Origin of the sequence: Luteibacter flocculans (assembly GCF_023612255.1) — a bacterium.
Lineage (GTDB): Bacteria > Pseudomonadota > Gammaproteobacteria > Xanthomonadales > Rhodanobacteraceae > Luteibacter > Luteibacter flocculans.
In genome coordinates this window covers 3,394,675-3,421,405 of record NZ_CP063231.1, presented here as the reverse complement: position 1 = coordinate 3,421,405, position 26,731 = coordinate 3,394,675, and the positions used below count along the sequence as shown (strand labels likewise).

Genomic DNA, 26,731 nt, shown 5'->3' with positions numbered 1-26,731 from the left:
AGAGTTCATAGACTAGGCGACTATTGGGGACGCTGGACCAGGCGGGCATGAAGATCGATGGCGGTGTCGGCAAGCGCGCCGAACCGGTGATGCTCAGCGAGGTCGCCGAACGGCTGCGCAATCCGCGCATCGACCGTATCGTGGCGAGTTTTCGCGAACACCGCGTCTCGCTGCTGCGCACCGTGCTGCTCGGCCTCGTGGTCGTATGGACCGCCGCCTGGCTGCATGGGCCGGTGCCCATGGCGGTAGAGGCGCAACGTACCCTTCCCGTTGCAATCGGTCTCTTCGTGCTCAGTGTGTTCTGGATGCTGGGCGTACGCGCCGGTTCGCTACGCCAGAACGTGACGCTCGAGGCCGTCGGCAACGCTGCCAACTTCCTTATGGTAGCGATCCTGCTGAAGTCCGGCTTCATGCTGCTTATCAGCCTCGCCGCCGTGCTGCCCTTTCTCTCCGTGGCGCTCGGTGTGCGTTACAGCAGGAAGGCTTGCGCAGCCGGCATCCTCGCCTCGCTCACCATACTTGCAGTGGTGGCGCCGCCCGGTTACTGGGCTTCGCGTCCCGCGTATGCGTTGTACGCGCTGGCGCTGGTGATCGTGCTGCCCATGACGCTGTACCGCATGATCGACGCGCTGCGCGAGGTCTCGGCGGAAGCCATCGCTTCGCGCGAAGCGCAGCATCGCTTCATCTCCATGATGAGCCACGAGATGCGCACCCCGCTCGGTACGGTCATTCACGCTGCTTCGCTCATCGATACGGCGGCCATGGCCGACGACCAGCGCCGCCTGGTGGCCTTGTTGTCCGCCAATGCCAATGCCTTGCTGCACCGGGTGAATGCGGTGCTGGACGTCGCGTCGTTCGCAGGCGGCAGCTTCACGCTGCGCCACCAGGCGTTCACGTTTGACGAAGTGCTGGCGACGGTCGGTGCGGTCTGCCGTCCGCAGGCGGCCGAGAAGCGCATTGCCTTCAGCCTGTCGCGCGACCCGTCGGTCGAGGGTGTTTTCGCGGGCGATCCGGGCCGCATCGAACAGGTACTGTCCAATCTCGCGTCCAACGCGGTGAAGTTCACGCCGCCGGGCGGGGTGGTCGAGGTGCGCGTGACCCTGATCGAGGGCTTCAGCGGTCGCGATCCGACCATTGCGTGCACCGTCAGCGACACGGGCATCGGCATCCCCGACCATGACAAGCAGCGCATCTTCGATCCGTTCCATCAACTGAGCGTGGGCGAAAGCCGGCGGCAGGAAGGCGTGGGGCTGGGCTTGTACATTGTTCGCAACGTGTCGGAGCAGATGCGCGGCAGCCTCGACGTCGTGGACAATCCCGCAGGTGGTTCGATCTTCAGTTGGCGCTTCTCCCTGCCACGCGCCGCCGCGGGTGCGCGCAGCGTCAGCGAGACGCCCTTGGTCGACCTGCTCGAGGACCATCGCGGTCGCGTGGCGTCGCAGCGCTGCCTCGTGGTGGACGACAACGCGGCCAATCGCGAGATCCTCGGACGTATCCTGGAGCGCGCCGGTCACATGCCGGTCTTCAGTGCCGATGGCGACGAAGCGCTGGCCCGGCTGGCACGCGAGCCGTTCGATCTGATCTTCATGGACCTGCACATGCCCGGCAGCTCCGGATGGGATGTGCTGGGCCGCATCGAGGTGGCGCGGCGCACGCGTGCGGTTCCGCCCATCGTGATGCTGAGCGCCGATTCCAGCCACGATGCCGTGCGCATCGCGTTCAAGGCGGGCGCGCGGGCCTATCTCACCAAACCGATCGCGACCCAGCGTCTGCTCGACATGATCGAATCGATCGCGGATGAGCGCCGCCTGGAACATGCCGCGCAGCACTGGCAGCCGATGATCGAGCCGGGCGCGGAGTGGGACGGCAACACGCCGCTGGACGACATGCGGGCCTTGACGAGTCACGAGGAATTCGCGGGCTTCGTGGACCTTTGCGCGCGCACCGCCGCTCATCATTTCGATGCCTTGCGCGCCGCGATCGTCGCGCGCGACGTGGCGGCAGCTTCGGAGGCCGTGCATGCACTGCGCAACGTGCTGGGAAATCTTGGCCTGCCGGGAGGCGACCGCGTCTGCGACGACGTGGCCGTGATCGTCCAGGCCGGCGGCGACATGCATGCCGCGCTGCCCGATGTGGAAGGCTTGGCGCAGTCGATGCGGCGTTTCGTCGACGCACAGCGCGAGCGCTCCGGGGCATCGGCCGGCGCGTGAGGGTGCTCGACGAGCTAGCAGCGCGCATCGAGCGCCAGGAAAGGGCTGTGCCTGGGCTAAAGCCCGACAATCAGGCGCGCATCGTCTTCCACGCGCACGGCGCGCACACCCGAAAGCCCGTCGCCGTGGTGTATCTCCACGGCTTCACCGCCAGCCAGGCGGAGGGGGCGCCGGCTCATCGTGCCATGGCGGACGCATGCACAGCGCACCTGTTTCTCCACCGGCTCAGCGGGCACGGCAGCGATCTGCCAGACGCCATGGCCGGCATCACGCCCGACCATTGGCGCCTCGATGCCGATGACGCATTGGATATTGGCCTGTGCCTGGGAGAGCGTGTCGTGCTTGTTGCCACGTCCATGGGCGCATCGCTCGCGCTCGATCTCGCGATACGCCGCCCGCACGACGTGGCAGCGATCGTCGCGTGGTCGCCGGGCATACGGGCGCATGATCGCGACCAACTGCTCATGGCGACGCGCCTGCAAGGCGCCGTGTCGCCGCCGGGTGAGCGAACGCCGTTCCAGCGCCGCTACTGGTCGTCGATGGTTCACTCGGACGCTTATCGCGCCATCGCGCGCGTGTTCGACGAATGGATGCGGCCGGAACGCTTCGCCAAGATCAACTGTCCGGTGTTCTTCGGCCTGTGGGACGGCGGTGCCGACAACCGAGACACGCTGACCTCGACCGTCGCCATGCGCGACGCCTTCGACGCGTTGGGCACGCCGCCGTCGCAACGCCGACTGGTCGCGTATACACGCGCCGCGCACGTGCTCGCCTCTCCGGAACGCTCGCCCGTCGCGTCTGTGGTGCTGGCCGATTCGCTGACCTTCCTGCGCGACATGGGGTTCGCTCGCTGATCGATGCGCTTAGCAGTTTAATTGCGATGCGTCATGAGAATTTGGCGCGATATAACCGCAAGAAGTAAAAGTGTGATGCGGTACATCGTTCGAGTGCGATATCGCGTATTTTCAGACTCGTCTTATGTCCATCGTCCGACAGCGTACCTAGCCTTCGTCGTACCTTGATGACGATGAAACGGGCGCATGAAGAAGATACTGAGCGGTTGCATTCTGGCGGCGCTTTGTGCGCGCCCCTTGGAGTAGGTGCGTGAAGATATTCGCTACGATTGTCGCGTTAGCGGGGTTCTTGTTCGGCTGTTACAACATGTACTGGGGAATTCAATCCGGCATGTTGTTTTCTTCTTCGGATAAGATTTTGTTTGAACTGATGCATACGCGGGCAGCGCTGCTGTTTCTCGGGGGATTTGCTGTGGCGCAGTTAGGATTTTTGACGTTTCTCGTGGCTGGACGAAACTTTAGATCGTAGCTAGTCACATCCTGTGGCAATTCAAGTCTGGCTGCAGCGGGAGTGACACATCGATGAAACCGGACGCAGCGCGGATCGATGTCTGCATTGTTGAGAAGTCGTTACATGCATGACTCCACAGAGACTTGGTTCTGGCTCAGCTGGGTCGTTGCCGTCGCATGTCTTCTCATCTCGATCTGCCAGAGAGCCTGGTTGGTACATATCCTGATGACGAGGCATCCAACTCTGTATGTTCAATTGGGCTCGCCGGCGTTCTTTGCGTCGTGGTTGCCGGGGAATCGCCCTGACCTCATTAGGTCACTTGGCGCTGTACCCCCGGGTACGCTGGCTGATTCCGAGACCTGCGTCGTCCGATGTATCCGAGTGCTTTATGTCATTGGGCGCATAAGCTGCCTTTCAGCGATTGCTGTTGTGGTCGCGGAGGCCTTGTTGCCGAGCTAGTCGAATTTCCTTTCGTTCGGGTTCTCTGAGGCGCGGGCGTGATTCGTGCGTTGGTTCATATGCGCTGCGATGCGGCGCCGCCTGGATCGTCCCTACGGGGCCGGCTCAAGTCTCCGAGGTACCGTGAGTCGTTGACGGCAGCGAACGTTAGCGAGGTTGGGCGGCGGCGGCTCAAGGGGACGCCTAAGCCACGCAGCTTCCGCTATCGTTGCGCCTGTCCTAACCGAGCGATCCACCATTGCGTCTGAAACGCGCTCTCGCCGCATGCCTTTATGTCTGGCTGGTGCTTGCCGGCTGGGTGGCGTGTGCCTTTGCGGCGGATGCGACGGACAGCCGCGATCGCGACATCGCGCAGTTCTATCACACGGCCTGGACGGTGCGCGAAGGCGCGCCCGGCCAGGTCACGGCGCTGGCGCAGACCCAGGACGGCTATCTGTGGGTCGGGACACAGACGGGGCTCTATCGGTTCGATGGCGTTCGTTTTGAGCGTTATCGTCCGCGGGAGGGCGGGGATTTTCCGGCCTCCAGCGTTGCCTCGCTTTACGCGCCCGCGTCGGGTGGCCTGTGGGTCGGGTTTCGCTACGGCGTCGCCAGCTTCGTCAAGGACGACCGCGCGACGCACTACGCCGCCGCTTCGGGTCTGCCCACGGGCACGCTCTATGCGATTGCCGGCACGGCCGATGGCCGCATCTGGGCCGCGACTTTCAACGGCCTCGTGTCGCTCGATCACGGTATGTGGAAGCAGGTCGGTCCCGCGCTGGGCTTACCGGGCGCGCGAGCGCGCAACCTTACGGTCGATAGCGGCGGGCGATTGTGGGTCGCGACGGAAGATGCGCTGGCCTGGTTGCCGCCTGGCGGGCATCGCTTTGTCGTCGCGACGCATGCCGTGGGTCGGGTCAACCGGATCGCGGAAGCGCCCGATGGTGCCATCTGGGTTGCCGAGGCCGATGGCGGCGTCCGGCCGGCGTGGGTGGCGAAGGGCAGGGTGGAAGAGGCGGGGCCGGTATTGCGGTTGTCGTCCGCGGGGCTGTTGTTCGACCGTGACGGCGCGCTGTGGATGCCGACCCTTGGCGATGGCATCCGTCGCGTGCCCTGGGTGCATGTGCTCGCGGGCAGGACGATCGGTGCGGAAAGTGGTGAGGCGCAGCGCTTCGTGGAGAACCAGGGCCTGAGTTCCGATTACGCGAGCAGCGTGATCCAGGATCGCGAAGGCAACATCTGGGTGGGAGGAAGCCGTGGTCTCGATCGCTTCCGTACCAGTCGCTTGCTGCCGGCGATGCTGCCACCGGGCGCGACGGACTTTGCCATGGTGGCCGCCGCGGACCATGGCATATGGGTGGGCACGAAGAACCGGCCGTTGAGTTGGGTCGATGCATCCGGCGTTGCCACCGCGCACATGAATCAGGCGGTCACGGCGGCGAGTCGCGACGCCGAGAACACCTGGCTCGGCGGGCCCGGTGGCATCTGGCGGCTGCGCGACGGCAAGGCCGAACCCTATGCGCCTCTTCCCTTCCCGGACTATTCCGGGGTGCAGGCGGTGGTGGGCGACGGCAAGGGTGGGGTCTGGGTCTCCATCAACCGTCCGGGGATTTTTCATTTCACCGAAGGTGGCTGGGAACACGATCCCTTGCCGGCCTTCCCGAACGATCCGGCGCCGCTGGTGCTGATGAACGACCGCGATGGCCAGCTATGGATGGGCTTTGCGCGCGACATGGTGTTGATCCGCAAGAACGGCCGTGACACGCACATCGGTGCGGAGCAGGGGCTCGCCGTCGGCAACGTCACCGCGTTGCTGGAGGATCGCGGCACCGTCTGGATCGGCGGCGAAAACGGCATCGGGGCGGTCGTCGACGGCCGGGCGCACATGATCGCGACAAAGGGCGAGCCGCTGCGTGGCGTGTCGGGATTCGTGCGCGACCATCGCGGCGATTACTGGGCAAACGCCGCGCAAGGCGTGGTGCGCATCAGCGGAACCGAGATGGCCCGTGCGCTGGAAGATGCGAACTATGCCGCGCCCGTGACCGTGTTCGACTCGCTCGATGGATTGCCCGGCACCCCGGCGCAGTTCCGCCCGTTGCCGACCGCTGTCGTCGCCGACGACGGTCGGTTGTGGTTCGCCACGACCAGCGGCATCGTTTCCATCGATCCTGCCAACATACCGCGCAATCCCCTGGCACCACCGGTGTCCATTCGCTCGATTGCCACCGATGCCGGCACGTGGCCTGCGGGCGGGAACGTCGAACTGCCTGCCGGTACGGAGCGTCTGCGCATCGCGTTCACCGCCACCAGCCTCACGATGCCGGAGCGCGTCAATTTCCGCTATCGCATGGACGGGGTCGATACGCGATGGCGTGAGGCCGGCAGCGAACGCGAGGCCATCTATACCGATCCGCCGCCTGGGCGCCACGTGTTCCGTGTCATCGCGGCGAACGAAGATGGTGTGACCAATGACGACGGCGCGTCGATCGCGATCACGGTGGAGCACGCGTTCTACCAGATGCCTTGGTTCTTCGCTGTCTGCGCGGTGATCGTGGCCCTGCTGATCTGGATCGCGTTCCTGATCCGCCTGCGCCGTATTGCCTCGCAGTTGCGCGCGCGCCTGCAGGAACGCCATGCGGAACGTGAGCGCATCGCACGCGAGCTGCACGACACCTTGTTGCAGAGCATTCAAGGCCTGAGCATGCGCTTTCAGGCAATCGCCAATCGCGTGCCGCCGGACGAGCCGCTGCGGGTGGCCATGGAAGGCGCGCTGGATCGCGCTGACGAAGCCCTGGTGGAAGCGCGTGACAGGGTACGCGACCTCCGCTCGCATGGCAGTGAATCCGGGCCGTTGGACGTCGCCTTGCGCGCGCTCGCCGCGGTCTATGCCGCGGAGCACACCGTCCCTGTCGTCGTCACTGTGCATGCCGACCTTCGCGGCCTGGACGGGCTGGTGTGCGACGAGTTGTATGGCGTTGCGCGCGAGGCTGTGCACAACGCGACCACTCACGCCGATGCGAGCCGCATCGATGTGGAACTGCGGCTGGAAGCGCGCGATCTTGTGTTGAGTGTGCGCGATGACGGGCGCGGCATCGACGAGGGGGTATTGCGGGATGGGCGGGATGGCCACTGGGGGCTGCGCGGCATCCGCGAACGCGCGCACGTGGTGGGCGGCGTCGCCGCCATTTCGTCGCGCCTGGATGGCGGCACGGAAGTCGCCGTGCGCGTTCCGGTGGAGCGCGCATTTCCGGGATATCACACCCCACTACGGCGCTGGTGGCGCCGCCTGCGCAGCGCCCTTCGCTAGCGGAAGCAGCCGTTCGCGAACTGGCCCTTCGCCAGTGGGCAGAGAATGGCCGCGAAGCCGCCATTGACCGGTACATCGAACGACAACGAACTGTCGGCCGTCACGTTCTGCGCAGAGCGCACGACGTCGCCACGGCCGCTGCCATCGCGTACCACGTCGGCATGCCACGGACCCACGCCGAGGGATGCGAGCGGCACGGTCAGTCGGCGCGCCGGACCTGCGGCGATCGCGCCGATAAACCAGCGGTCCCCGCTGCGCCGCGCAAACACAGCGTCCTGACCTGGCGTGCCCGCGATGAACTTCGTTTCGTCCCACACCGTCGGTATCTGATCGAGAAAGGCCAGCGCGTGTGGACGTCGCTCGTAGGCTTCGGGTTTGTCGGCCAGGTGCGTCCAACCGGATTCGAACACGATCGGCAAGGCCACCTCGTGCGCGATCGTCGCCTCCCGACGCCCGGCATCGAAGGCGACCGGTGTGTAATCCATGGAGCCAACGACATTGCGCGTGTAGGGCTGGATGGTGTTGCCCACAGCGGGCGGGTCGTTCTCCGCGCCGCGAACGCCTTCCATGGTCATGAGATGCGGCCAGGTACGTGCGAGGCCGTGCGGGATCGTCGCCCCATGAAAATTAAGCATGAGATGCAGCTTTGCCGTGTCGGCAAGCGTGTCGTCGTACCAGCGATAGCGGGCCTGCGAGTCGGACTCCATGAAGTCCACCTTCACACCCTTCACCCCCCAGCTCTTGACCTTCTCCAGTTCGGCCATGCGCTTGGCCGGGGTATCCAACTTGGACCAGTGAAACCAGAGCAGGATGTCGACGTGCTTTGCATTCGCATAGCGCACGAGGTCGGGCACCCAGGCATCGCTCCATCCTTCGTCGACGAGCACGTAGGGAATGCGGTTGCGCGCGGCGAAGTCCACGTAGGCGCGCTGGCGCTCGACGTTCGACGGGCTGTCGTGTTCGCTCAGCCACGACCATGCCACCTTGCCGGGCTTGATCCAGGACGTGTCGGCAAACCGTGCGGGATCCGCGAGATCGTCCACGAGGGTGGATTCAGTGACGGTGGCGAGATCGCCGGTGATGACGGTACGCCAAGGCGTGACCCCCGTACTCTCGACGCGCGGGTCGGCCAGCGTGAGGCCGTAGGTGCCCGTGCCCGCCACATGCGAAAGGCGGCTGCCGTCGTAGCGGCCGTCTGCATTGGCCTCGGTGATCAGTACATAGCTGCCGCCCACGCGGAACAGCGACGGGTAGCCGTAGTCGCCGGGCGCAGCGCCCGCCGCGGTTGTCTGGATGCGTTCGTTCTCGTATTGCGGGCCGTACGGCAGCAACCATGCCGGTGCGTCAGCGGGTACCGTGAAGCTCGTCGACTCGCCCGTGACGGTGGCCTGCGTCACGCCGGGAAGTTCGTAGCGGAATGCGACGCCGTCGTTGGCGACCCGAACGACGACATCGAGCTTCTGCCCCTTGCCGTTCTGCAACGCGTAGCGGGTCTCGCTAAGGTTCGCGCTGCGATCCAGACGCTTGCCGACGGTCATTCGGTAGCGTTCCGTGATCGGCCGTTGGCTCGTGGCCATCAGACGGAGGTCGTCGCTGAGGTCGGCATCGGCCGTACGTAGTCCCAGTGTCTCGTCCACCAACGTGAGGCCATGGGCGTCGGTCACGTTGAGGACGGGCTTCCCGCCATCGCGGAAGACGAGGGTGACAAGGGGCGGCGCTGCGAACGCGGGAAGGCAGATGAACGCCGCAAGTGCGACGGCGAGACGGCGACGAGCGGGCGAACGGCGTGCGTGCTTCATCCAGTGATTCCTGTACAGGCGGGAGGAGCGCGGTGGCGAGCCACGAGAGTACCGCCGCGAAGGTTTTCATACATCCTTAGGGACTCAGGGACACGCGCTGCGGTTACCATGCGGCGCCATGGCATCCCTTGCATCCACCGTATCGTTGCTTGAACAGGAAGCGGGTTGGCGCGACCTGCGTGCATTCCTCTGGCGCGCCGAAGCGAGTGACACGCTCGAACTGCTGTTGCTGGGAGAAGCCGATCCCGCAGAGCGCGAACGCGCGGTGGCCCTGTTGGAGGCGATGGAAGCGGTGGATCGCGACGCGTTCGCGCTGCTGCGTGCGGCGATCCAGCGCGGAGAAGGTCGCGAGGCGCTGGCACCATGGCTCGACGTCGGCTTTCCGACCGGGCAGCACTACGATGTGCTGGACCATGTGATCGCAGGCGTGCTCGCCATCGAGGAGCCCGATACACCGCTGTCGCGGTTGCCGCCCGAGATGGTCTTCTATCAGCCAACGCCCGCGCGACACATCGTCGATGGGGTGCTTCGGGCCGCTATCGCCGCCGACGACGTGGTGTTGGACCTCGGGAGCGGTTTGGGTCACGTGCCCATCCTTGTTCACGTGCTCACCGGCGCCACCGCGCGCGGCGTCGAGCGCGAACCTGCGTACGTGACGCGTGCCTGCGAGGCCGCACGCGCGTTGCAGCTGGCTGGCGTCACGATGCGCGTGGGTGACGCGCGCGATGCCGAGTTCACTGACGTGACCGTGTTCTATCTGTTCACGCCCTTCATTGGCACGGTGCTGCGCGACGTGATGGCGCGCATCGAGCACGAGGCGCGTCGGCGACCGATTCGGGTCGTGACGTTGGGCCCCTGTTCGCGCACGTTCGCACGCATGCCGTGGTTGCACAGCGACGATCCCGATCCGGAAGCGTCCGACCGGATCGTGGTGTTTCGCTCAGCGCTTGGTGGCCGGTAGTTTTTCGATCAATCGGCCGCGGAAAATGCCGGCCAATTGATGAAAGCCGGCCTCCGTGGGATGCATCTCGTCGTTCCACTGGGTGTCCTGGGTCAACTGCCCACGCAGGTCCACGTAATCGAACATGCCGCCCAGGCTCGCGTCGTGCTTGAGCGGTTCGAGTACCCGCTCGACGAAGCCGTCGATCATGCGTCGCACGAAGTCCCGCCAGGCATCGATGCCGCCGTCGATCACCCCTTCGACATTCGGACCAATCCACGGGCCCTCGCTTTTCTTCAACAGCGCGGCCACGCCTAGGTTGCCCAGGCCCAGCTCCGCGGCACTACCGATACGCCTCGGATAGTCGTAGCTGTGCGCCAGGATGGGCACGCCGGGGCGCGCCGTGTGGAATGTGCGCAGGAACATCTCGTAGGCAGTGCGTACCTGCTCGTAACGTCCGGTCGAGACGATGACCTCGAACGCCTCGGCCGGATCGAGGTGCGCTCTGCCAGCCAGGGCCCCGTGCAGCCAGGTGTCGACGAAATCGTTGCCACCGGCACTCAGCAGCACCGCGTCGAAGTCGTATCGCGTGAACCAGCCCAGCAGGTCGTCGATGTTGTCTTTCGCGAACATGGCGCGGCCCGGGGCCGCCCCTTGCGGCGCGGCGTGATCGCCGCTGCGTTCCACTCGAAAGAACAGGCCGCCCTGGCCGAACTGAGGCACTCCGCGCTCCTCGTCCCCAGGCGCGGCCGAGACGATCCAGTCGAGAAGATTCATCGACAACGGCGTGGAGAACCAGGAGTCGCCCTCGCAGAGCATCACCGGCGTACGGTCCAGCCGGTGTTGGGCCTTCAGGCCCATGTACATCGCGCGGAACTGGCCCCGCTGGGAGAGTGCGGAAGAGATCGGCATGGCGTCGTCCGAATCGGCACCCCGATGCTATCGAGGACCGCGAAACGCCGATGCGAACGGGTTGGCAGTGTCGGCTGGCAGGTGCCGGCGGTGCGTGGACTTACCAGCGACCGCGGTCGAAGTGTCCCGTGCCGCCACCGACCGAAATGCTGACGCCGCCCGTAGGATGGTCGCAGCTTCCGAAGGCCTGGCTGAGGCTGACCGTGCCGGCCTGGTAGCTGCCGCTGCCGCCGCGGCTGGCGCTGACCACGCCGGTACTGACGCTGCCATGGACCTGGGGCTGGTTATAGGTGGCGTCGTCGCAGCGGGGTACGTCGTCGGCGACGTCGGCATGGGTCATGCGGCCGCTGGTGTCGCCGTAGTAGGTGCCGGGCGGGTCCAGTGGCCGTGAACGTGTCACGGCCACGCTCTCGCCGCTCTTGGTCACGGCGGCGTTGCCATCATCGGCCGGCTGGGCAGGCGCTGCCGCCGTGCTGGCGGAGGCGGGCACGTAGTCCGGTGGCAACTTGAGATTCAAGGGTTTTTCCTGCGCCACAGCGGCGGTGGCGAGGAGGCTGGTGACGGCGAGGGCGAGGATAGCTTTCATGGGACGCTCCGGGTTTGGCCTTCGAACGCTCAAAGGCGCGTCCGGTGTACCGCGCTTGGAACGCCCGACAGGCGTTCGAGTTCCCGGCCGCTTGTCACCTTACTCCTCCGCCAGTGCCTCGTCCTGCTCTTCATCACCGGGAACAGCCTCGCCCAGGCGGGCGCGCAGCGCATCGATTTCGCGGCGCAGGTTGCGATTTTCGGCTTCCAGCTCGGCGACCTGATCGCGCAGGGCCTTGACCTCATCGGTCGGCTTCTCGCGAGGCTTCCGCTTGGACTCCCGCACGCGCTTGGCGGCTTCCTTGAGCTCCGCGTCGCCGGCTGAGGCCGCCGCGCGCTGTTCCTCCTCTGGGAGGCTGGCGACCGCGGCCGCGGCGCTGATCGAAAGGGCGCCTGCCTTGACCGCCGCCACCACCTCCGGCGCCGCTTCCTTGCGGATCTTTTCGATCATGCCGACCTGGTTGCTGCTGATCCGGGCTTCGCGGGCAATCTCCTTGCGCGATTCCGCGGGCGCGGGGCGGGCCGTCTTCGCCGGGGCGGGCTGGGCGCCCGTCGCGTCGAAGGGAAGGTCGGGGACGGCTTCCCCGCCTTCGGTCGCTGCCTCGCGGGCGCGACGCGCGGCCAGGATCTCGCGCTTGCGCAGGGCCAGCACCCCGCGCTGGAAGTCGGACACGCTGCGCCGCCCCAGATGCTGCTCGATCATCCAGAGGTGTACGTCGTCCAGCGACTGGAAGCGATCGTTCTGTACCGTGCGGAATGGGATGTCGTGCTTGCGGCAGATGCCGTAGCGGTTGTGCCCATCGACCAGGGTGTCGCCCCAGAGCACCAGGGCTTCGCGGCAGCCTTCGGCGAGCAGGCTGCGCTCCAGCGACTCGTATTCGTCGGGGGTGAGGGGGTCGATGTAGGCCTTGAGTTCTTCGTTGACGACGATGTGCATGCGCGGATCACGGTGGAGCGGGCGGGCCGGCATTCTAGGGCCTGTTCACGCCGCGGGCCACGCGAATAATGTGAACAGGCTCTGATACCGCGGCCCCGGGATGCGGGGCCGCCTTGTCAACGGCGCCTCAGCGCATGGGCGTGTCCGGGGGCGGTGCGATGGATACCTCCCTCACGAGGCGAACCGACCAGGGGCACCAGAAGCCAGCGGGAAGAAAGTCGCCGCCGACCAGATGCAGGTTCTCCTCGATGTAGAACGGCGTGGCATCGCAGACTTCGATGTCCACATCTTTGGACAGCCGTACGGTGGACGGCTCGAAATGGTACGGCCATTCCGCGTTGTACCACTCGCGACCACGAACGATCGTTCCTGTGACACGTTCGCTGCCGCGTGTGCCGGAGGCACCGGTCACGACGCCGCGCAGGCGGTCGATCGTCTCGGGGTCGGTCACGCCGAAGACGAACTCGTGCGGATTGATCGTGTAGCGGGTCCAGTCACCGAACTGGGCGCCGGTAGTCGGCACGAACGAGAAATAGGCCACCTCGGCCTGGGCGGTGCCCGCGAACAGAGTAAAAGCCAAGGCGAGGCATGAAAGATGGCGTCGTTGGCGACGTGTGGTAGCGGTATGGGATGACTGTCGTCCTTGATGATGGCGCACGGTATCGCTTCCTGGGGTGGGGGAGCCCGCAACCTTGCATCGGTAAAAAACGCTGTCAAACGACGTCGCGCTGATCCGCATTCTCTCGTGGCGTCGTCACGACCACACCGTCGCGCCAGATAAGAACGATCTCATCACGGCGAAGGTATGGGCATGGGTTGCGCTCAACGTCTTGCACAGGTCGATGGCATAGGTACTATCGTCGCGGAGCGACAGGGCGAGGATGAATCATGAGCAAAGCGAATGCCGTTGCAGGCGACTCCGCCGCGCAGCTGATCGACAAGCGCATCGCCGATCTCGACGATTGGCGCGGTGCAGCATTGGCGCGCGTGCGCGAGTTGATCCACGCCGCCGACCCGCACGTCGTCGAGGAGTGGAAGTGGAGGGGCACGCCTGTCTGGTCGCATGACGGGATCATCTGCACTGGCGAGACGTACAACGCGAAGGTGAAGTTGACCTTTGCAAAAGGTGCGGCGTTGGCGGACCCAGACAAGCTGTTCAACGCAAGCCTGGATGGCAATGTACGTCGAGCGATAGATATCGCGGAAGGCGATGCTCTCGACGCCACCGCCTTCAAGGCGCTGGTGCGTGCTGCCGTGGCGTTGAATGGCACGAAGAAAGCACGTTCGAAAAAATCCACTTGAGTCTCGCGCGTGTACGCGTGGCGGCACGTCGTGTGCACGCGGGTCTCGATCCAGTGTGGCATTTGACGTAAGGTGGCCGCCCGCGGTGTCGTTTGCGCCTACCGCCGGCTCGGTATGAGTCGGAGCTGCGAGTTCATGGAGGAATCGTCATGTCTTTCCGCACTTTTGGCATGTCGCAGCGAGTCGCTGCGTTCGTTCTCTTGTTTTCCGTCGCAGCATGCCTTCCAGCGCAGTCACGGGAGCCCGTTCGCATCCACCGACAGGAGCCGGGTGTTGTCGCCAGCCCGGTCAACGACAAGCTCGCTACACTCAGGTACTGGACCATGGTACGGATGGAACGAGCCGTGGCGCAGGTTAATGACGGCGGAGCCCCGCGGCTCGACGTCATCACACCAGGAGGCGACGAGAGCGGTCAGGCGAGGGTCGCTACGCCGTATGGGGATCACTCGATCTCTCGCGTGGCGGGCAAGCTCTTCTTCGTCGATCCGTTGCAGAACAAGGACGGTTATTGCTCGGCATCCGTTATCACCTCGCAGAGTCGGCGCCTGATCGTCACGGCAGCCCACTGTCTTGCGATCATTGAAAACGACGGCTCGGAACGCGGGCGCCTGGTGTGGGTGGAGCACCCGATGTTCGTCCCCGCGTACGATGCCACGCGGCCGGCGACCGACGAACAGCGAGCGCCCTATGGCCTGTGGCCCATTCGTCGCACATTCGCGGCACAGGCCATCGAAGACGATCCCACCAACATCCTGAAAACCGACTGGGACCTTGTCGTCGCCGATACCTACGATCAATTGGGTCAACCGATCGAGGGCGTACTGGGCGATGCGTTGGTGCCACGCACATCCACGGCGGACGATCTGTTTCCCCTCGTCAATCTTGTCGCGTATCCCGGGGGAGCCTACGGGGGCGGCTCGCAGTACTGGTGCGCAAGTACCACCCAGAACAATTTCTCAGGCACAGGCCTGCAACTACCGAATTGCCGCAGCTACTTTGGAAGCAGCGGCGGATCGGTCGTTCTGAACGATCAGCCCGTTCCCGCCTTTGCTGGTCGGGAAGTGGTGGCGGTCGTGCATAACGGCGCCACCTATACGCGGCTCTGGACGTATCTGTATCCCGGGCTCGCCAGCGCCGCGGACGCCGATACGCTGCGATAATCCGCTCGTCCATGGCGTAGACATCACGTTTACAGCGCAGGGTGATTTTCTACGCCGCCCCTGCATCCATCCGTACCCGATCCTCCGTATGTGTTTCTGCTTCCAGCCGGAAGTCGATCACTACGGAGAAGGTTATGAAGATCAATCCTCTTGCGCGTTCCCTCCTGGCCGGCATGGTCTTGCTCGGTGCGGCGGCGCTCTCGCCCGTTGCATTGGCTGGCAGCATGAGCGCGCCCGCATCGGTCATGGTGGGCGGTGCGGCGATGTATCCGACCAAGAACATCGTTCAGAACGCGGTGAACTCGAAAGACCACACCACTTTGGTTGCCGCCGTAAAGGCGGCGGGTCTCGTCGATACGCTCTCCGGGCCGGGACCGTTCACAGTCTTCGCGCCGACCAATGAAGCCTTTGCGGCCTTGCCTGCCGGCACGGTGGACACGCTGCTCAAGCCGGAAAACAAAGCAGACCTCACCAAGATCCTCACCTATCACGTCGTTTCCGGTCGCGTTACGGCGAAGGACTTGCTCGCCAAGATCGCCGCAGGCGGCGGCAGTGCAGAACTGAAGACGGTGCAGGGCGAATCGCTTACCGCACGCAAGGATGCCAACGGTGTCGCCATCACGGACGCAAAGGGCAATGTCGCGCACGTAACCATCGCCGACGTGCTGCAATCCAACGGCGTGATCCATGTGGTGGACAAGGTGCTGATGCCGTAAGAGCCGGCAGCGTTCACCTTCGACGAACGGCCGCAAGGCCGTTCGTTCCTGGCTTGGTGTCTGCGCCTCGGCACGTTGGAGATTGGGGCGCCCATCACGCTTGCATTTTTGATCTATTTGGTAAATATTGGCCTTCGGACTGGAAATTTTACCAAATACGTCAAAAATGCAAACTCTCACGGAACTAGGCGAAGTCGTAGCGAGCAGGCGTCGGTCGCTGGGCCTGAAGCAGGGCGATGTGGCAACGCAAGCTGGGCTCACCCAAGAGGCGCTATCCCGTTTCGAGCGAGGGAAAGCAGCAGAGTTCGGCTCGCGGAAACTCCTCGCGGTACTTGCCGTGCTGGGGATGGAGTTGCAATTCGTTGAACTGGGCGCGTCCGGATCGCTGGATGAACTGCGCCGCGAGCGGGGCGGCGCATGAACCTCTCGGTTTACCTGCTCGGTCGCGAGGTCGCCAGGCTGGAGTCCATTGGCGACTTCAAGAGTTCCATGGTCTATCACGACGGCGTGGCGCCGAACGACCTTGTCTCGCTGACCATGCGGGTTCGCAGGGATCCCTATGTCTGGGACGACGTGCTGCATCCCATCTTCCAGATGAACCTGCCAGAAGGCTATCTGCTTCAAGTGTTGCAGGAACAGTTCGGTCCACACATTGGTGCCAGTCCCATGGCGCTGCTCTCGGTCATCGGTCGCAACATGATCGGGCGTATTCAGGTCGCGGCTCCGGGGGCGGATCTGAACGAGCCGCCTAAACCGGTGGATGTCGCGGCCTTGCTGCGCGGCGACAACTCCGAGGAAGCCTTCGCAGAATTGGTGCGTCAGCACGCCACCAGCGGTGTATCCGGTGTTGTTCCGAAATTCCTAGACGCTGAGACGGAGAAGGTGGCGGCAGGTCGCCATAAGAAGACTACGCTTTTCACGCACCGACACATCATCAAGGGCGCTTCCAGGCTGCTGCCGTTTGTTACGCTCAACGAGCATTTGTGCATGCAGGTCGCAGCAAAGGTGATGCCGTCCGCCAGAACCGACATCTCGCTTGACGGTCAGGCACTGATCGTTCATCGCTTCGATGTAGACGAGCGCGGTGTTCCTTATTGGGGCATGGAGGATTTCTGCGCGTTGCTCGGACTACGTCCATCGGCCAAATATGAAACGACGTGGGAGCGCATAGCCAAAGCTGTGCGCGACCATGTGCCGGTCGGTCACCGTCATGATGTGTTCCGGCAGATGGCGACCATGCTGCTGCTGACCTATGCGCTACGAAATGCCGACTGCCACGCAAAGAACGTCGCACTTCTCTATACCGGCCATCATGACGTCCACCTTGCCCCGGCGTACGACATGATCACGACGGCGGCATACCCCGAATACAAGAACAATCCCCCAGGGATAGGCTTCGGTGGGAGGAAGACCTGGTCGCCCGGAAAGCAGCTTCAGCAATTCATCACGGCAAATTTTGGCGTCTCCGCCGTGGATCAGAAAGCCACGGTCGAACGCATTGCGGACGCGCTGGCTGACGTCGGTCCATTCGTGCGCGAAGCCATGCGGGAGCATCCGGGGTTCAACGATATCGGTAAGCGCATGTTGTTAGCGTGGCAGGAGGGCATGGGCGGCCTTCGCGATAAGCGTGTGTATGCCCTGGGTGCTCGCGAGCTTGGCGAGGCGTTCCGCGGGTTCTCCGATCCTGAGCGAGTCACCTCCGGTCGTGCCGTGATCGGACGATCCGAACTGCTGGGAAGCAAATAAGGCCAAGCCACCATGGCCGATCATGTCGGTCGTATGATCGGCCCGACGCCCTCGCCGGGCAGGGCCTTTAGGAAAGCGCGTATGAAGATGGGTTTCTTCCCTACGATCTTCGTCGCTACGTTGGTCGCCGGCAGTGCACAGGCGTCCTCGTCGACCTCCTCGCCGTCGCCGCTGTTCGGCCGCTGGTCCGTCGATACCAGTCGCATGGATATGCCGCCGGAAGCACGGCCGAAAAGCGTGATCCTCGGATTCAATGACGCAGGCAACGGCAAGGTCGGCATGGTGGTGGATATCGCTTTTGCCGATGGCAAGAAGGTTCACACCGTAGGTACCAATCCGACCGATGGCAGGTCGGTCCCGGTCGTCGGCAGCCCCGAGGCGGATGCCGCGGCCATGGAGCATCCGCAGCCGAATGTGCTTGTCCTGGGCCTCAGCATGGGCGGCGTACCGGCGTCCACACGTGTGTACGCCGTGGCGCCCGATGGCAAGACCATGACGGAGGTGGTGTCGTTCTATGCCAACGACGGTAAGCCGGCGATGCGCATGCATTATTTCACCCGGTTGTCATCCCCCTGACAGGGCATCACAAGGCGTGACCAATCGGCGGCACGGGAGCCGACCTTTGATCCTTACGAGAATCTTAGGCATTGTCATGTCTGTAGGCGCGCGAAAAGACGAGCACGCCTGAACTGGCAAGGGGTGCTCTACACATGACGAGAAGGGCCGATGATCGTGAGCCGACGGACTCGCACCCGGTTCGGATGAGATTGCAGCGCGAGTCGCGAAGACGGGATGTGGCGTTCGTCCTGAAGCTGACCGGCCTGGCATGCCTCACCCAGGGACTGGCGTGGATGTTCTGCTACATCTACTTCGGGCGCTACGAGTTGTCGGTGGTCTTCGTCGGCTTGGCGGGCGTGGGCGTGCTCGCCCTGTATCGCAGCAAGCGGAGCGACGGCGCATCGCTCCTTCTCGTGGCGCACGGCATTCTTGCCGTCATCTGTGCGATCTCGCTGATCGACGCGCCTATCGCCGCGGTGCCGCGCTCCGTCCATCTGTTTCTGCTGCCACTCGCTGCCGGTGCGGCGTTTACTTTCGAGCGGCGCGATCGGTATGGAACGCTCATTTTTCCATTGATTTGCCTTGCCGCTTTTGCAGTGTTCGCGATGGGCGCTCTGGATGCGCTCGCGCCCAACATGTCGCCGCCCCTGGAGGTGCGCGCCTGGGGCGCGAGGCTGAACGCGGCAACGGCGATGCTGCTCGTGGCCGGGATCTTCGCGATCTACCGTATCGATAGCGGAAGGCGCCTGCGAATGGAGCGCGAGCTGGGCAGGGCTGTTCGCAATGGTGAGATCGAAGTGCACTATCAACCTCAGGTGCGTGACAGCGGCATCGTCAGCGGCGCCGAGGCACTCGTGCGTTGGCGGCATCCGTCCGGCAAGTTGTTGGCGCCCGATGTGTTCATCGATCTGGCGGAAGAAAGTGCCCTGATCGGCGAGATTGGATTGGAAGTGCTTCGCCAAGCCTGCGAAACCTTGAATCACTGGTCCTCCGTCCCACGGACGCGGGCGCTTCGCCTGGCCGTGAATATCAGTCCGGTGCAACTGCTGGACGGTTCGTTGGTGTCCTCGGTGTCTTCGATCATCCGTGAGGCAGGCATCGACCCGACTTTGCTCGAGTTCGAGCTTACGGAATCCGCGCTGGCCGCCGATGCTGCGGCGATGATCGAGCGGATGGAAGTGCTGGAATCCACCGGCGTTTCCTGGGCGCTCGATGACTTTGGAACCGGCTATTCCTCCTTGGCAACGCTGCGTACGCTTCCCGTGCGCAAGCTGAAGATCGATCGGCGGTTCTTGGCCGAAGCGACAAGGCAAGAGAGCGCACAGCAGCTTCTTGGCAAGATCATCGAGATATCGCACGTCATGGGCATGACGGCCCTGGCCGAGGGTGTGGAGACACCCGATCAGCGCGAACTGTTGATCGGCCTCGGCTGCGATCATTTCCAGGGCTATCTGTTCGCCCCGCCGATGCCACGGCCGGAACTGCATGCGTGGTTGGATTCACAGCGGCTGCCCCTGCCGGTCGGGTGAGGCCAGCAGGGGCCCGCGCCATCGTCGGCTGCGGGCTGCAACGCAAGCGCACCGCCATCCGGGTTGCTAAAATCGCCCGATGACCCTCGTAGATCCCGCCGCCTTCCGCCTCACCGTCGCCCCCATGATGGACTGGACGGACCGTCACTGCCGGTATTTCCACCGACTGTTGTCGCCCCATGCCCGGCTCTATACCGAGATGGTGACCAGCGCGGCGCTGGTGAGGGGGAATCAGCTGCGGCTTCTGGAACATAGCCACGAGGAGCATCCGGTAGTGCTCCAACTCGGCGGCAGCGATCCCGTCGAATTGGCGAAGGCGGCGGTACTGGGGGCGCAGGCCGGTTACGACGAGATCAACCTCAACGTGGGCTGCCCCTCGGATCGGGTGCAGTCGGGCAAGTTCGGCGCCTGTCTCATGCGCGAGCCAGATCTGGTGGGCGAATGCGTTCGTGCGATGGCCGATGCCGTCGATGTGCCGGTGACCGTGAAGTGCCGCATCGGTGTCGACGACCAAGACGAATACGCCGACCTGCAGCGCTTCACCACGACGATGCTGGAAGCCGGCGTGCGTATCCTCATCGTCCATGCGCGCAAGGCCTGGCTCGAAGGGCTGAGCCCGAAGGAAAACCGTGAGATTCCGCCGCTCGACTACGAGCGCGTCTACCGGCTGAAGCGCGAGTTCCCCGAGCTTGTCGTGGTGATCAACGGTGGCATCACCACGGTCGATGCCGTGCGTGAGCATCTCGCCCGGGTGGATGGCGTGATGCTGGGCCGCGCGGCGTATCACGATCCCTACGTGCTCGCGCGCATCGAAGCCGAGCTTTACGGCACCGCATTGCCCGAGCGCGCCGACGTGCTGGAACGGATGCGCATCTATATCGACGCGGAACTGGCGCGAGGCACGCAGTTGAAGCACATCACCCGGCATATCCTCGGTCTCTACCAGGGCGAGCCCGGCGCTCGGGGTTTCCGCCGCCAGTTGTCGGAGGGCGCTCACCTTCCCGGCGCAGACTGGCGCCTCATCGAAAGCGCATTGTCCGCCTTTCGCCACGCCGCCTGATCCCCATCGGTTCGAAGAACGAGGTACTGCATGATCGTGACCGAGCGTCTGGTCCTCACCCCGAGCGCCATCTCGGACTTCGACGACTGCAACGCCATGAGGACCGACCCTGAGGTCATGCATTTCATCGGCGGCGTCGCCTCGGCAGAGGACACCTGGATCCGGCTTCTGCGCAACGTCGGTCATTGGACGGCGTTCGGCTATGGACTCTTCACCCTTCGGGAAAAGGACGGCGGCCGCTTTGTCGGCGAGGGTGGGCTGGCTCACTTCCGGCGTGGGCTCGGCAACGACTTCGACGATTTTCCGGAGGGCGCGTGGGCCCTGGCGAGCGCGGCACACGGCAAGGGTTACGGCACCGAAGCCCTCGAGGCGGTGCATGCCTGGTTCTTCGCGCAGCGTGGAAAGGGTCGGACCGTGTGCCTCATCGATCCGGAGAACCGGCCGTCGGTGCGGATGGGCGAGCGACTCGGCTACCGCCCGTTCCGCCAGGCAACTTATCGCGATAAGCCGATGACGCTCTTCGAGCGCGCTCCCTGATCGGGGCCTTCCTTCCTGCGGGAGCGGACGGTCGCCGGAGCGCGGGAGGGCAAAGCCGGCAGCTGGCCGGGCCGCAGGATGGTCTCCAATCCGGTTTTCGTTCAGCTTCGGGCGGGGCGGGGCTCGGCATGATCGCCCGACTAGCCATACCGGCCGCTCCGTGCCCCACATGAAAATCACGTTTCGTCCGCTATTTTTCGCCGCGCTTTGCCTCGCCTTGCCCGTCGCCGCCCTGGCGGATCAGTCGCTCACGCTCGAGCAGGCGGTGAGCAAGGTGCAGAAGGAGACCGGGGGGAAAGTGCTGTCAGCGGACACACGGCTGGTCGAACGAGGCCGGATCACCGAATACCGGGTCAAGGTGCTCACCCTGGACGGCCACGTAAAGGTCGTGCCGGTGCGTACCGAGACCGCCAAGCCCCTGGACATGAGTGCCGGGGACAACAAGGAGAAACATTGATGCGAATCCTGCTCGTAGAGGACGAAGCCCCGCTGCGCGAGACTCTCGCGGCGCGCCTGAAGCGTGATGGCTTCGCTGTCGATGCCGCCCAGGACGGCGAAGAGGGCCTGTACCTCGGCCGCGAGGTGCCCTTCGACCTGGCGATCATCGACCTGGGTCTGCCCAAGCTGTCCGGTATGGATCTGGTAAAGGCCCTGCGTGAGCACGGCCAGCGTTACCCGATCCTCATCCTCACCGCGCGCGGCAGTTGGCAGGACAAGGTCGAAGGCCTGAAGTACGGTGCCGACGATTACCTGGTCAAGCCGTTCCATGTCGAGGAACTGCTGGCGCGCATCAACGCGCTGGTCCGTCGCGCCAGCGGCTGGTCCAAGCCGGTGCTTGCGTGCGGCCCGATCAAGCTCGACACCACGGCACAGACCGTGACCGTGGAAGGCCGCCAGGTCGACCTCACCAGCTACGAATACAAGGTGCTGGAATACCTGATGCTGCACGCGGGCGAGCTGGTCTCCAAGGCTGACCTCACCGAGCACATCTATCAGCAGGATTTCGATCGCGACTCGAACGTGCTGGAGGTCTTCATCGGCCGCCTGCGCCGCAAGCTCGATCCGGAAAGCGCGTTGAAGCCGATCGAGACCGTTCGCGGTCGCGGCTATCGCTTCGCCATCCCCCGCAACGAAGCGGACGAGGACTGACCCCCGGCGGGCGGCGGGCCGTCGAGGCACGCCGCCCGTGAGGTAGGCTCGAAGCATGGACAACGCTTCAACGAAACGGCGCCCCCTCTCGCTGGCCGCACGTGCGGCCCTCGCTACGGGCTTCGCACTTGCCGCATTTCTTGGTCTGACCGGTCTGGCGCAGAACAAGGCCAACTACGCGTCCGAGCTGTCGGCCATGCACGACCGGCTGCACAACTACGCCATTGCGTACATCACCGGCACGGACATCACGCGCGCCGGCAAGGTCACCACGCCCGACAGTCAGCCCAATCCCGACTTTTCGCGCCCGGGCTCGGGGCTCTACGCGATCATCGTGGGCAACGATGGGTTTCGTTGGGAGTCCTCTTCTGCACTGGGTCGTGACTTCGACTTCGTGCGCATGCTCTCGCCGGGCGAGACGGCGTTCGAGCCGGTCGAAACCCGCAGTGGCAAGCTCTACGTCTTCAGCTACGGTGTGTCGCTCGACAGTACCGAAAAACGCAGCGTGCCATTGACCTTCGCGGTCGCGCAGACCGAGGACCAGTTCGAACGCCAGGTTGCGACCTACCGGCGCACGCAGTTCCTGTGGCTGGCCATGCTCGGCATGATGCTCATGCTGCTGCAGTTATTCCTGCTGCGCTGGAGTCTGCTGCCGCTGCGTCGTGTGTCCAGCGATCTGGCACATATCGAGCGCGGCACGCGTGACCATCTGGATGGTCCTTATCCAGTGGAACTGACAGTGCTCACGCGGCGCCTCAATGCCTTCATCGACAGCGAACGCGAGCAGCGATCGCGCTATCGCGACACGCTTGCCGATCTCGCGCACAGCCTCAAGACGCCGCTGGCGGTGATTCGTTCGCAGCTGGAAACCGGTGGCGATGCGACGAACCTGCGCGGTGACATTCTCGATCAGGTGCGCCGGATGGACGAGCTCGTGGCGTACCAGCTGTCGCGTGCCGCTACATCCGGGCGTCGCACCATCGCGTCGGTGGAACCGATTGCCGGACACGCGGAAGACCTCGTGCAAAGCCTGGAAAAGGTCTACGCGGCGAAGAACGTGCTGTGCGAGTTCGAGATCGAAGAAGGTGTGACCTTTCCCGGCGAGCAGGGCGACTTGCTCGAGCTCATGGGCAACCTCGTCGAGAACGCGTTCAAGTGGGCGTCGCATCGCGTGCTGCTTACGGCGCGCTCAGTGGGCAAGATGGGCGGTCGCAGCGGCCTCGAACTGATCGTGGAGGATGACGGTCCCGGCATCCCCGAGGACAAGGTCGAGAAGATTCTCCAGCGCGGCGTGCGCGGCGACGAACGCGTGCAGGGCCACGGCATCGGCCTGTCGATCGTGCAGGACATCGTCAAGGCGTATCAGGGCGAACTCAATGTGGATCGTTCGGAAGAACTCGGCGGCGCACGTTTCTGCGTGAAGCTGCCTCCGCCCTAGGCACCAGGCGCGGGCGACGGGCCGTAGAACGCATCCAGCAACGTCGCTACATCCGGTTCGGCTTCGCGTAAGAGCGCTGGCTTTGAAAAGTGCAGCTCGCTCGTCACTGCAAAGTATTCCTCCGGCGCCTCGGCCGCATACGGGTCGATGGCGGTGTGCCGACCGCGCTCCACCGACTTGGTAAGCCGGTCGAACGCACGCTGCATCGTCTCGATCCACTGCCGCCGATTCATGGACGCCGGCAGCGGCGGCACACCGCTCGCGGTCCCTGCCAGCATGTCGAGCTTGTGTGCCATTTCGTGGATCACGACGTTGTAGCCGTCCCACGGCGCCTCGAGGTCGAGCGCTACGTCGGCCAGCGAGAGGATCATCGGGCCGCGCTCCCACGCTTCGCCGATCAGCGTGTCGTCGCTGTCGGTCACCACGCCGCTCGGTGCGTCGTAGTGGCTGCGCCGCACGTTGAACTCGCCCGGATAGATCAGCACGTTCGTCCAGCCTTTGAAGGCTTTCGGGCCGTGCGGCAGGGCGGGGAGGCTTGCCTGGATGGCGATGGCCAGGCGCCAGAAATCGTCCAGTACGGCGTCGCCCATCGCGTGGAAGCGCTTCGTGTGCAGGAAGATGGCTGCGAGTTGGCGCAGGTAGTGCTGTCGCGGCGCATCCAGGGCGCGGGCCAGCGGCACACGTTCCACGGCCTGGCGCCAGGAGGCATCGTCGATCGGTGGCACGGGCGCGCGAAAACGCGCGATCAACGACTGAACGAAACCCACGAAGGACAGCCGGACGAGATCAGAGCATGGAGCCGGGAAGCAGGGACTGCCAGCTCGGCGCGCTGCCACGAAGGGGCAGGGCGTCGTCACGCACACTATCGGCTGCATCGCCTGCATCTGCTGGCGACGACACCGGGGCGGGTGGCGCGGTTCGCTGCGGGCCGGCGGCCGGGCGGATTGAGATGGAATAACCAACGCCATCATGGCTGCCCTGCGACGACCGCGAACTGCCTTCGAACGACGACGACGTCGACGATCCGCCCATGGAGAGCAGACCACTTGTCGGGTCGATGTCGGAAGCGGCGGCGGTGCCGGCGGCACCGACGAGGCACAGACATCCGAGGATGTAGGGTCTGGCGTTCATCGGTCTACCCTGAGGCCCCTCGGGACGTGGAGGGGGACGACCGATCCTCGCAGAAAATTCACGACGGTGCCAGTGCTGGAGGTGTGTCGGCGCAAGCCCCGGCGCCATGCGAGGCGAAATCCCCTAGAATCGCCGGATGTTTCGGCCTTCCCCTCCCTCGACAGCGGCCGCCTGACGGCCCGGCGCCCATGCTTGCACGCGATCTTCTCGAAGCCCTCGCCGGTGGCGAAGCCGTGTCCGGCGCGGCCCTGGCCAGGAAGGCGGGCGTCACCCGCGCCGCCGTCTGGAAGCAGATCGAAGCCTTGCGCCTTAAGGGCGTGCCGATCGAGGCGAAGGTCGGCGGCGGTTATCGTCTGCCCTGGACCACCGAGCTGCTGGAGAGCATGCGCATCCGTGCTGCCCTCGATCCTGGCATAGCCGCCCACGTTGGCATGCTCGAAGTGCATTGGGACATCGATTCCACGTCGAGCGAATTGGCGCGGCGTATCCCGGTGCTCGACGATCTGTCGTTCGTGATCGCCGAGGCGCAATCCGCGGGGCGCGGACGTCGGGGCCGCACCTGGTTGTCGCCACCGGGCATGAATCTCTACCTCTCGGCGCTGAAGCGTTTCGATGGCGGTTTCGCGGCCTTGTCCGGATTGTCTCTCGCCGTGGGCGTGATGCTGGTCCGCGCGCTTGGCGAATTGGGCATCCGCACCGCGGGCCTCAAATGGCCGAATGACCTGTTGGCCGGCAACGCGAAACTCGGCGGCATCCTGGTGGAACTGTCCGGCGAATACTCGGGTCCGTGCGCTGCCGTGATCGGCGTCGGCCTCAACATTCGCCTGCCGGATACCTTGCACGAGCGTGCGGGGCAACCGATTACCGACCTCGCCGCCTTGCTCGGCGGCGATCCGCCCGGTCGCAACCGGATCGCCGCTGCGGTGGTGACCGAGTTGACCGAAGGCCTGCGTACTTTCGACCGCCACGGTTTCGCCGCCTTCGCCGACGAGTACGCAGCGAGCGACCTGCTTCGTGGCGAGCCGCTGCGCATTCTCGATCCGCGGGGTGAGTACGAAGCCGTGGGCGAAGGCGTCGACGATCGCGGCGCCTTGTGCGTGCGTCGCCCCGACGGCGTGCGGGTCACCGTCGACAGCGCCGAGGTTTCCGTGCGCCGGAACGCCCCATGATCCTGCTGCTCGACCTGGGCAATACCCGACTCAAGTTCGCCTTGCTGCACGAGGGCGAGTTCACTCATCGCGGCGCATTCGGCTGGGATGCCGACATCGCGCACGAGCTCGCCACGCTGTGGGCCGATTGGCCCACGCCCGAACGGATCGTCGGCGCCTCGGTGGTGGATGGCGCGCGTGAGACGGCCGTCGCCGTGGCGGCCGGCAAGGCGTTCGGTCACAGCCCGTTCTGGGTGCGTACCCCTGCCTTGGCCAATGGCGTCACCAACGCCTACGCGGAGCCCCATCGCCTGGGCGTCGATCGCTTCCTGGCGATGGTCGATGCCTTCGCCGCTGGCCGTGCACCGTGCGTACTCGCCAGCGTCGGCACGGCACTCACGCTCGACGCGCTGTCGGCCGATGGCCGGCATCTGGGTGGGTGGATCGCGCCGGGGCCACTGCTGATGCAGCAATCCGTACTCGGTGCCACCGTGCAGGTGCGCCCGGATGGCGCAGGCACGGTGCGCGATCTCGCCGACAACACCGCAGATGGCCTCGCGTCCGGTTGCTGGCAGGCCTGTGCTGCCCTGGTGGAGCGTTTCGTGGATCGTGCGACCCCGCTGCTCGGCGGACGCCCTGCGGTAACGCTCGGTGGCGGGGACGCCAATCTGCTTGCGCCATTGCTCGACCACGAGGTGACGCTCGTGCCGGATGCCGTCTTGCGCGGTTTGGCCGTCTGGGCGACCACCCATGCCCAGACCGAGAAGAATATCCCCTAGAATCCCGAAGCCGCCGGTTCTTACAGGGGAACGCGCGCAGGCCCA

Annotated in this window: 26 protein-coding genes; 19 read left to right on the top strand and 7 right to left on the bottom strand. The window is 64.8% G+C overall.

Translation table 11 applies throughout. The annotated features are described in order from the left end of the window. The first annotated feature begins 47 nt into the window (after positions 1-47). The 4 genes from IM816_RS14915 (at position 48) to IM816_RS14900 (ending at position 7,260) form a co-directional block, all read left to right on the top strand. Positions 48-2,210 (top strand): hybrid sensor histidine kinase/response regulator, encoded by a 2,163-nt coding sequence (locus IM816_RS14915; RefSeq protein WP_250338681.1) that lies wholly within the window; start codon positions 48-50, stop codon positions 2,208-2,210. A 47-nt stretch (positions 2,211-2,257) separates the two neighbouring features. Further along, positions 2,258-3,064, top strand: a complete 807-nt coding sequence (locus IM816_RS14910) for an alpha/beta hydrolase (protein ID WP_250338680.1) — start codon at positions 2,258-2,260, stop codon at positions 3,062-3,064. A gap of 250 nt (positions 3,065-3,314) precedes the next feature. Continuing rightward, positions 3,315-3,533, top strand: coding sequence for a hypothetical protein (locus IM816_RS14905; protein ID WP_250338679.1), 219 nt, complete (start codon positions 3,315-3,317; stop codon positions 3,531-3,533). Between the two features lie 679 nt (positions 3,534-4,212). Continuing rightward, positions 4,213-7,260, top strand: a complete 3,048-nt coding sequence (locus IM816_RS14900; protein ID WP_250338678.1) for a sensor histidine kinase — start codon at positions 4,213-4,215, stop codon at positions 7,258-7,260. On the opposite strand, the gene IM816_RS14895 is transcribed toward IM816_RS14900, so the two are convergent. Then, complete coding sequence (locus tag IM816_RS14895; RefSeq protein WP_250338677.1) at positions 7,257-9,059, bottom strand: glycoside hydrolase family 97 protein; 1,803 nt, start codon at positions 9,057-9,059, stop codon at positions 7,257-7,259. The genes IM816_RS14900 and IM816_RS14895 overlap by 4 nt on opposite strands. A 118-nt stretch (positions 9,060-9,177) precedes the next feature. Here IM816_RS14895 and IM816_RS14890 point away from each other — a divergent pair, with 118 nt between their 5' ends. Then, a complete protein-coding gene (locus IM816_RS14890; protein ID WP_250338676.1) occupies positions 9,178-10,020 on the top strand; it encodes a class I SAM-dependent methyltransferase in 843 nt (280 codons plus the stop codon). Here IM816_RS14890 and IM816_RS14885 read toward each other — a convergent pair. From IM816_RS14885 to IM816_RS14870, 4 genes are all read right to left on the bottom strand, one after another. After that, positions 10,000-10,911: a hypothetical protein gene (locus IM816_RS14885; RefSeq protein ID WP_250338675.1), complete on the bottom strand. Its 912-nt coding sequence runs from the start codon at positions 10,909-10,911 to the stop codon at positions 10,000-10,002. The genes IM816_RS14890 and IM816_RS14885 overlap by 21 nt on opposite strands. Positions 10,912-11,011: 100 nt before the next feature. After that, positions 11,012-11,497, bottom strand: coding sequence for a hypothetical protein (locus IM816_RS14880; RefSeq protein WP_250338674.1), 486 nt, complete (start codon positions 11,495-11,497; stop codon positions 11,012-11,014). A 99-nt stretch (positions 11,498-11,596) separates the two neighbouring features. After that, on the bottom strand, positions 11,597-12,433 hold the full coding sequence (locus IM816_RS14875) for a ParB N-terminal domain-containing protein (RefSeq protein ID WP_250338673.1): 837 nt from the start codon (positions 12,431-12,433) through the stop codon (positions 11,597-11,599). Between the two features lie 127 nt (positions 12,434-12,560). Beyond that, positions 12,561-13,013 (bottom strand): BP74-related protein, encoded by a 453-nt coding sequence (locus IM816_RS14870; RefSeq protein WP_250338672.1) that lies wholly within the window; start codon positions 13,011-13,013, stop codon positions 12,561-12,563. Between the two features lie 308 nt (positions 13,014-13,321). On the opposite strand from IM816_RS14870, the gene IM816_RS14865 reads away from it, so the two are divergent. The 12 genes from IM816_RS14865 (at position 13,322) to IM816_RS14810 (ending at position 23,628) form a co-directional block, all read left to right on the top strand. Then, positions 13,322-13,735 carry a DUF1801 domain-containing protein gene (locus IM816_RS14865; protein ID WP_250338671.1) on the top strand — a complete coding sequence of 138 codons (414 nt, stop codon included), beginning with the start codon at positions 13,322-13,324 and terminating at the stop codon, positions 13,733-13,735. A 344-nt stretch (positions 13,736-14,079) separates the two neighbouring features. Beyond that, the gene (locus IM816_RS14860; protein WP_250338670.1) at positions 14,080-14,895 is read left to right on the top strand and encodes a trypsin-like serine peptidase; all 816 of its coding nucleotides are present in this window, start codon (positions 14,080-14,082) and stop codon (positions 14,893-14,895) included. Positions 14,896-15,119: 224 nt separating this feature from the next. Beyond that, entirely contained in the window at positions 15,120-15,611 is a 492-nt protein-coding gene (locus IM816_RS14855; protein ID WP_425602647.1) for a fasciclin domain-containing protein, read from the top strand. A gap of 127 nt (positions 15,612-15,738) precedes the next feature. Then, positions 15,739-16,032 (top strand): XRE family transcriptional regulator, encoded by a 294-nt coding sequence (locus IM816_RS14850; RefSeq protein ID WP_250338668.1) that lies wholly within the window; start codon positions 15,739-15,741, stop codon positions 16,030-16,032. Further along, the gene (locus IM816_RS14845) at positions 16,029-17,357 is read left to right on the top strand and encodes a type II toxin-antitoxin system HipA family toxin (RefSeq protein WP_250338667.1); all 1,329 of its coding nucleotides are present in this window, start codon (positions 16,029-16,031) and stop codon (positions 17,355-17,357) included. Before IM816_RS14850 ends, IM816_RS14845 begins: the two co-directional genes overlap by 4 nt. 81 nt (positions 17,358-17,438) lie before the next feature. Then, positions 17,439-17,933, top strand: coding sequence for a hypothetical protein (locus tag IM816_RS14840; RefSeq protein ID WP_250338666.1), 495 nt, complete (start codon positions 17,439-17,441; stop codon positions 17,931-17,933). Positions 17,934-18,151: 218 nt separating this feature from the next. Then, positions 18,152-19,444: an EAL domain-containing protein gene (locus IM816_RS14835; protein ID WP_250338665.1), complete on the top strand. Its 1,293-nt coding sequence runs from the start codon at positions 18,152-18,154 to the stop codon at positions 19,442-19,444. A gap of 79 nt (positions 19,445-19,523) precedes the next feature. Then, on the top strand, positions 19,524-20,504 hold the full coding sequence (gene dusA, locus IM816_RS14830) for a tRNA dihydrouridine(20/20a) synthase DusA (RefSeq protein WP_250338664.1): 981 nt from the start codon (positions 19,524-19,526) through the stop codon (positions 20,502-20,504). A 30-nt stretch (positions 20,505-20,534) separates the two neighbouring features. Next, the gene (locus IM816_RS14825; protein WP_250338663.1) at positions 20,535-21,041 is read left to right on the top strand and encodes a GNAT family N-acetyltransferase; all 507 of its coding nucleotides are present in this window, start codon (positions 20,535-20,537) and stop codon (positions 21,039-21,041) included. A 169-nt stretch (positions 21,042-21,210) separates the two neighbouring features. Next, entirely contained in the window at positions 21,211-21,498 is a 288-nt protein-coding gene (locus IM816_RS14820; protein ID WP_072321956.1) for a PepSY domain-containing protein, read from the top strand. After that, positions 21,498-22,190, top strand: a complete 693-nt coding sequence (locus IM816_RS14815; RefSeq protein ID WP_072321955.1) for a response regulator transcription factor — start codon at positions 21,498-21,500, stop codon at positions 22,188-22,190. Before IM816_RS14820 ends, IM816_RS14815 begins: the two co-directional genes overlap by 1 nt. Before the next feature lie 55 nt (positions 22,191-22,245). After that, positions 22,246-23,628, top strand: coding sequence for an ATP-binding protein (locus IM816_RS14810; protein WP_072321954.1), 1,383 nt, complete (start codon positions 22,246-22,248; stop codon positions 23,626-23,628). Here the strand turns inward: IM816_RS14810 and IM816_RS14805 are convergent. Both IM816_RS14805 and IM816_RS14800 read right to left on the bottom strand, forming a co-directional pair. Beyond that, positions 23,625-24,395, bottom strand: a complete 771-nt coding sequence (locus tag IM816_RS14805) for a M90 family metallopeptidase (RefSeq protein ID WP_250338662.1) — start codon at positions 24,393-24,395, stop codon at positions 23,625-23,627. The genes IM816_RS14810 and IM816_RS14805 overlap by 4 nt on opposite strands. 19 nt (positions 24,396-24,414) lie before the next feature. Next, positions 24,415-24,759, bottom strand: coding sequence for a hypothetical protein (locus IM816_RS14800; RefSeq protein ID WP_250338661.1), 345 nt, complete (start codon positions 24,757-24,759; stop codon positions 24,415-24,417). 188 nt (positions 24,760-24,947) lie between these two features. Between IM816_RS14800 and IM816_RS14795 the strand changes: the two genes are divergently transcribed. Both IM816_RS14795 and IM816_RS14790 read left to right on the top strand, forming a co-directional pair. Continuing rightward, positions 24,948-25,928, top strand: coding sequence for a biotin--[acetyl-CoA-carboxylase] ligase (locus IM816_RS14795; RefSeq protein ID WP_250338660.1), 981 nt, complete (start codon positions 24,948-24,950; stop codon positions 25,926-25,928). Then, the gene (locus IM816_RS14790; RefSeq protein ID WP_250338659.1) at positions 25,925-26,686 is read left to right on the top strand and encodes a type III pantothenate kinase; all 762 of its coding nucleotides are present in this window, start codon (positions 25,925-25,927) and stop codon (positions 26,684-26,686) included. The genes IM816_RS14795 and IM816_RS14790 overlap by 4 nt, the downstream gene beginning before the upstream one ends. Positions 26,687-26,731 lie beyond the last annotated feature (45 nt).

Bases quoted from the DNA above. Each gene is read 5' to 3' on its own strand.
- IM816_RS14915 (WP_250338681.1), top strand. From the start codon at position 48: ATGAAGATCGATGGCGGTGTCGGCAAGCGCGCCGAACCGGTGATGCTC.
- IM816_RS14895 (WP_250338677.1), bottom strand. From the start codon at position 9,059: ATGAAGCACGCACGCCGTTCGCCCGCTCGTCGCCGTCTCGCCGTCGCA.
- IM816_RS14890 (WP_250338676.1), top strand. From the start codon at position 9,178: ATGGCATCCCTTGCATCCACCGTATCGTTGCTTGAACAGGAAGCGGGT.
- IM816_RS14885 (WP_250338675.1), bottom strand. From the start codon at position 10,911: ATGCCGATCTCTTCCGCACTCTCCCAGCGGGGCCAGTTCCGCGCGATG.
- IM816_RS14880 (WP_250338674.1), bottom strand. From the start codon at position 11,497: ATGAAAGCTATCCTCGCCCTCGCCGTCACCAGCCTCCTCGCCACCGCC.
- IM816_RS14875 (WP_250338673.1), bottom strand. From the start codon at position 12,433: ATGCACATCGTCGTCAACGAAGAACTCAAGGCCTACATCGACCCCCTC.
- IM816_RS14865 (WP_250338671.1), top strand. From the start codon at position 13,322: ATGAGCAAAGCGAATGCCGTTGCAGGCGACTCCGCCGCGCAGCTGATC.
- IM816_RS14855 (WP_425602647.1), top strand. From the start codon at position 15,120: ATGAGCGCGCCCGCATCGGTCATGGTGGGCGGTGCGGCGATGTATCCG.
- IM816_RS14845 (WP_250338667.1), top strand. From the start codon at position 16,029: ATGAACCTCTCGGTTTACCTGCTCGGTCGCGAGGTCGCCAGGCTGGAG.
- IM816_RS14840 (WP_250338666.1), top strand. From the start codon at position 17,439: ATGAAGATGGGTTTCTTCCCTACGATCTTCGTCGCTACGTTGGTCGCC.
- dusA (WP_250338664.1), top strand. From the start codon at position 19,524: ATGACCCTCGTAGATCCCGCCGCCTTCCGCCTCACCGTCGCCCCCATG.
- IM816_RS14825 (WP_250338663.1), top strand. From the start codon at position 20,535: ATGATCGTGACCGAGCGTCTGGTCCTCACCCCGAGCGCCATCTCGGAC.
- IM816_RS14820 (WP_072321956.1), top strand. From the start codon at position 21,211: ATGAAAATCACGTTTCGTCCGCTATTTTTCGCCGCGCTTTGCCTCGCC.
- IM816_RS14815 (WP_072321955.1), top strand. From the start codon at position 21,498: ATGCGAATCCTGCTCGTAGAGGACGAAGCCCCGCTGCGCGAGACTCTC.
- IM816_RS14810 (WP_072321954.1), top strand. From the start codon at position 22,246: ATGGACAACGCTTCAACGAAACGGCGCCCCCTCTCGCTGGCCGCACGT.
- IM816_RS14800 (WP_250338661.1), bottom strand. From the start codon at position 24,759: ATGAACGCCAGACCCTACATCCTCGGATGTCTGTGCCTCGTCGGTGCC.
- IM816_RS14795 (WP_250338660.1), top strand. From the start codon at position 24,948: ATGCTTGCACGCGATCTTCTCGAAGCCCTCGCCGGTGGCGAAGCCGTG.
- IM816_RS14790 (WP_250338659.1), top strand. From the start codon at position 25,925: ATGATCCTGCTGCTCGACCTGGGCAATACCCGACTCAAGTTCGCCTTG.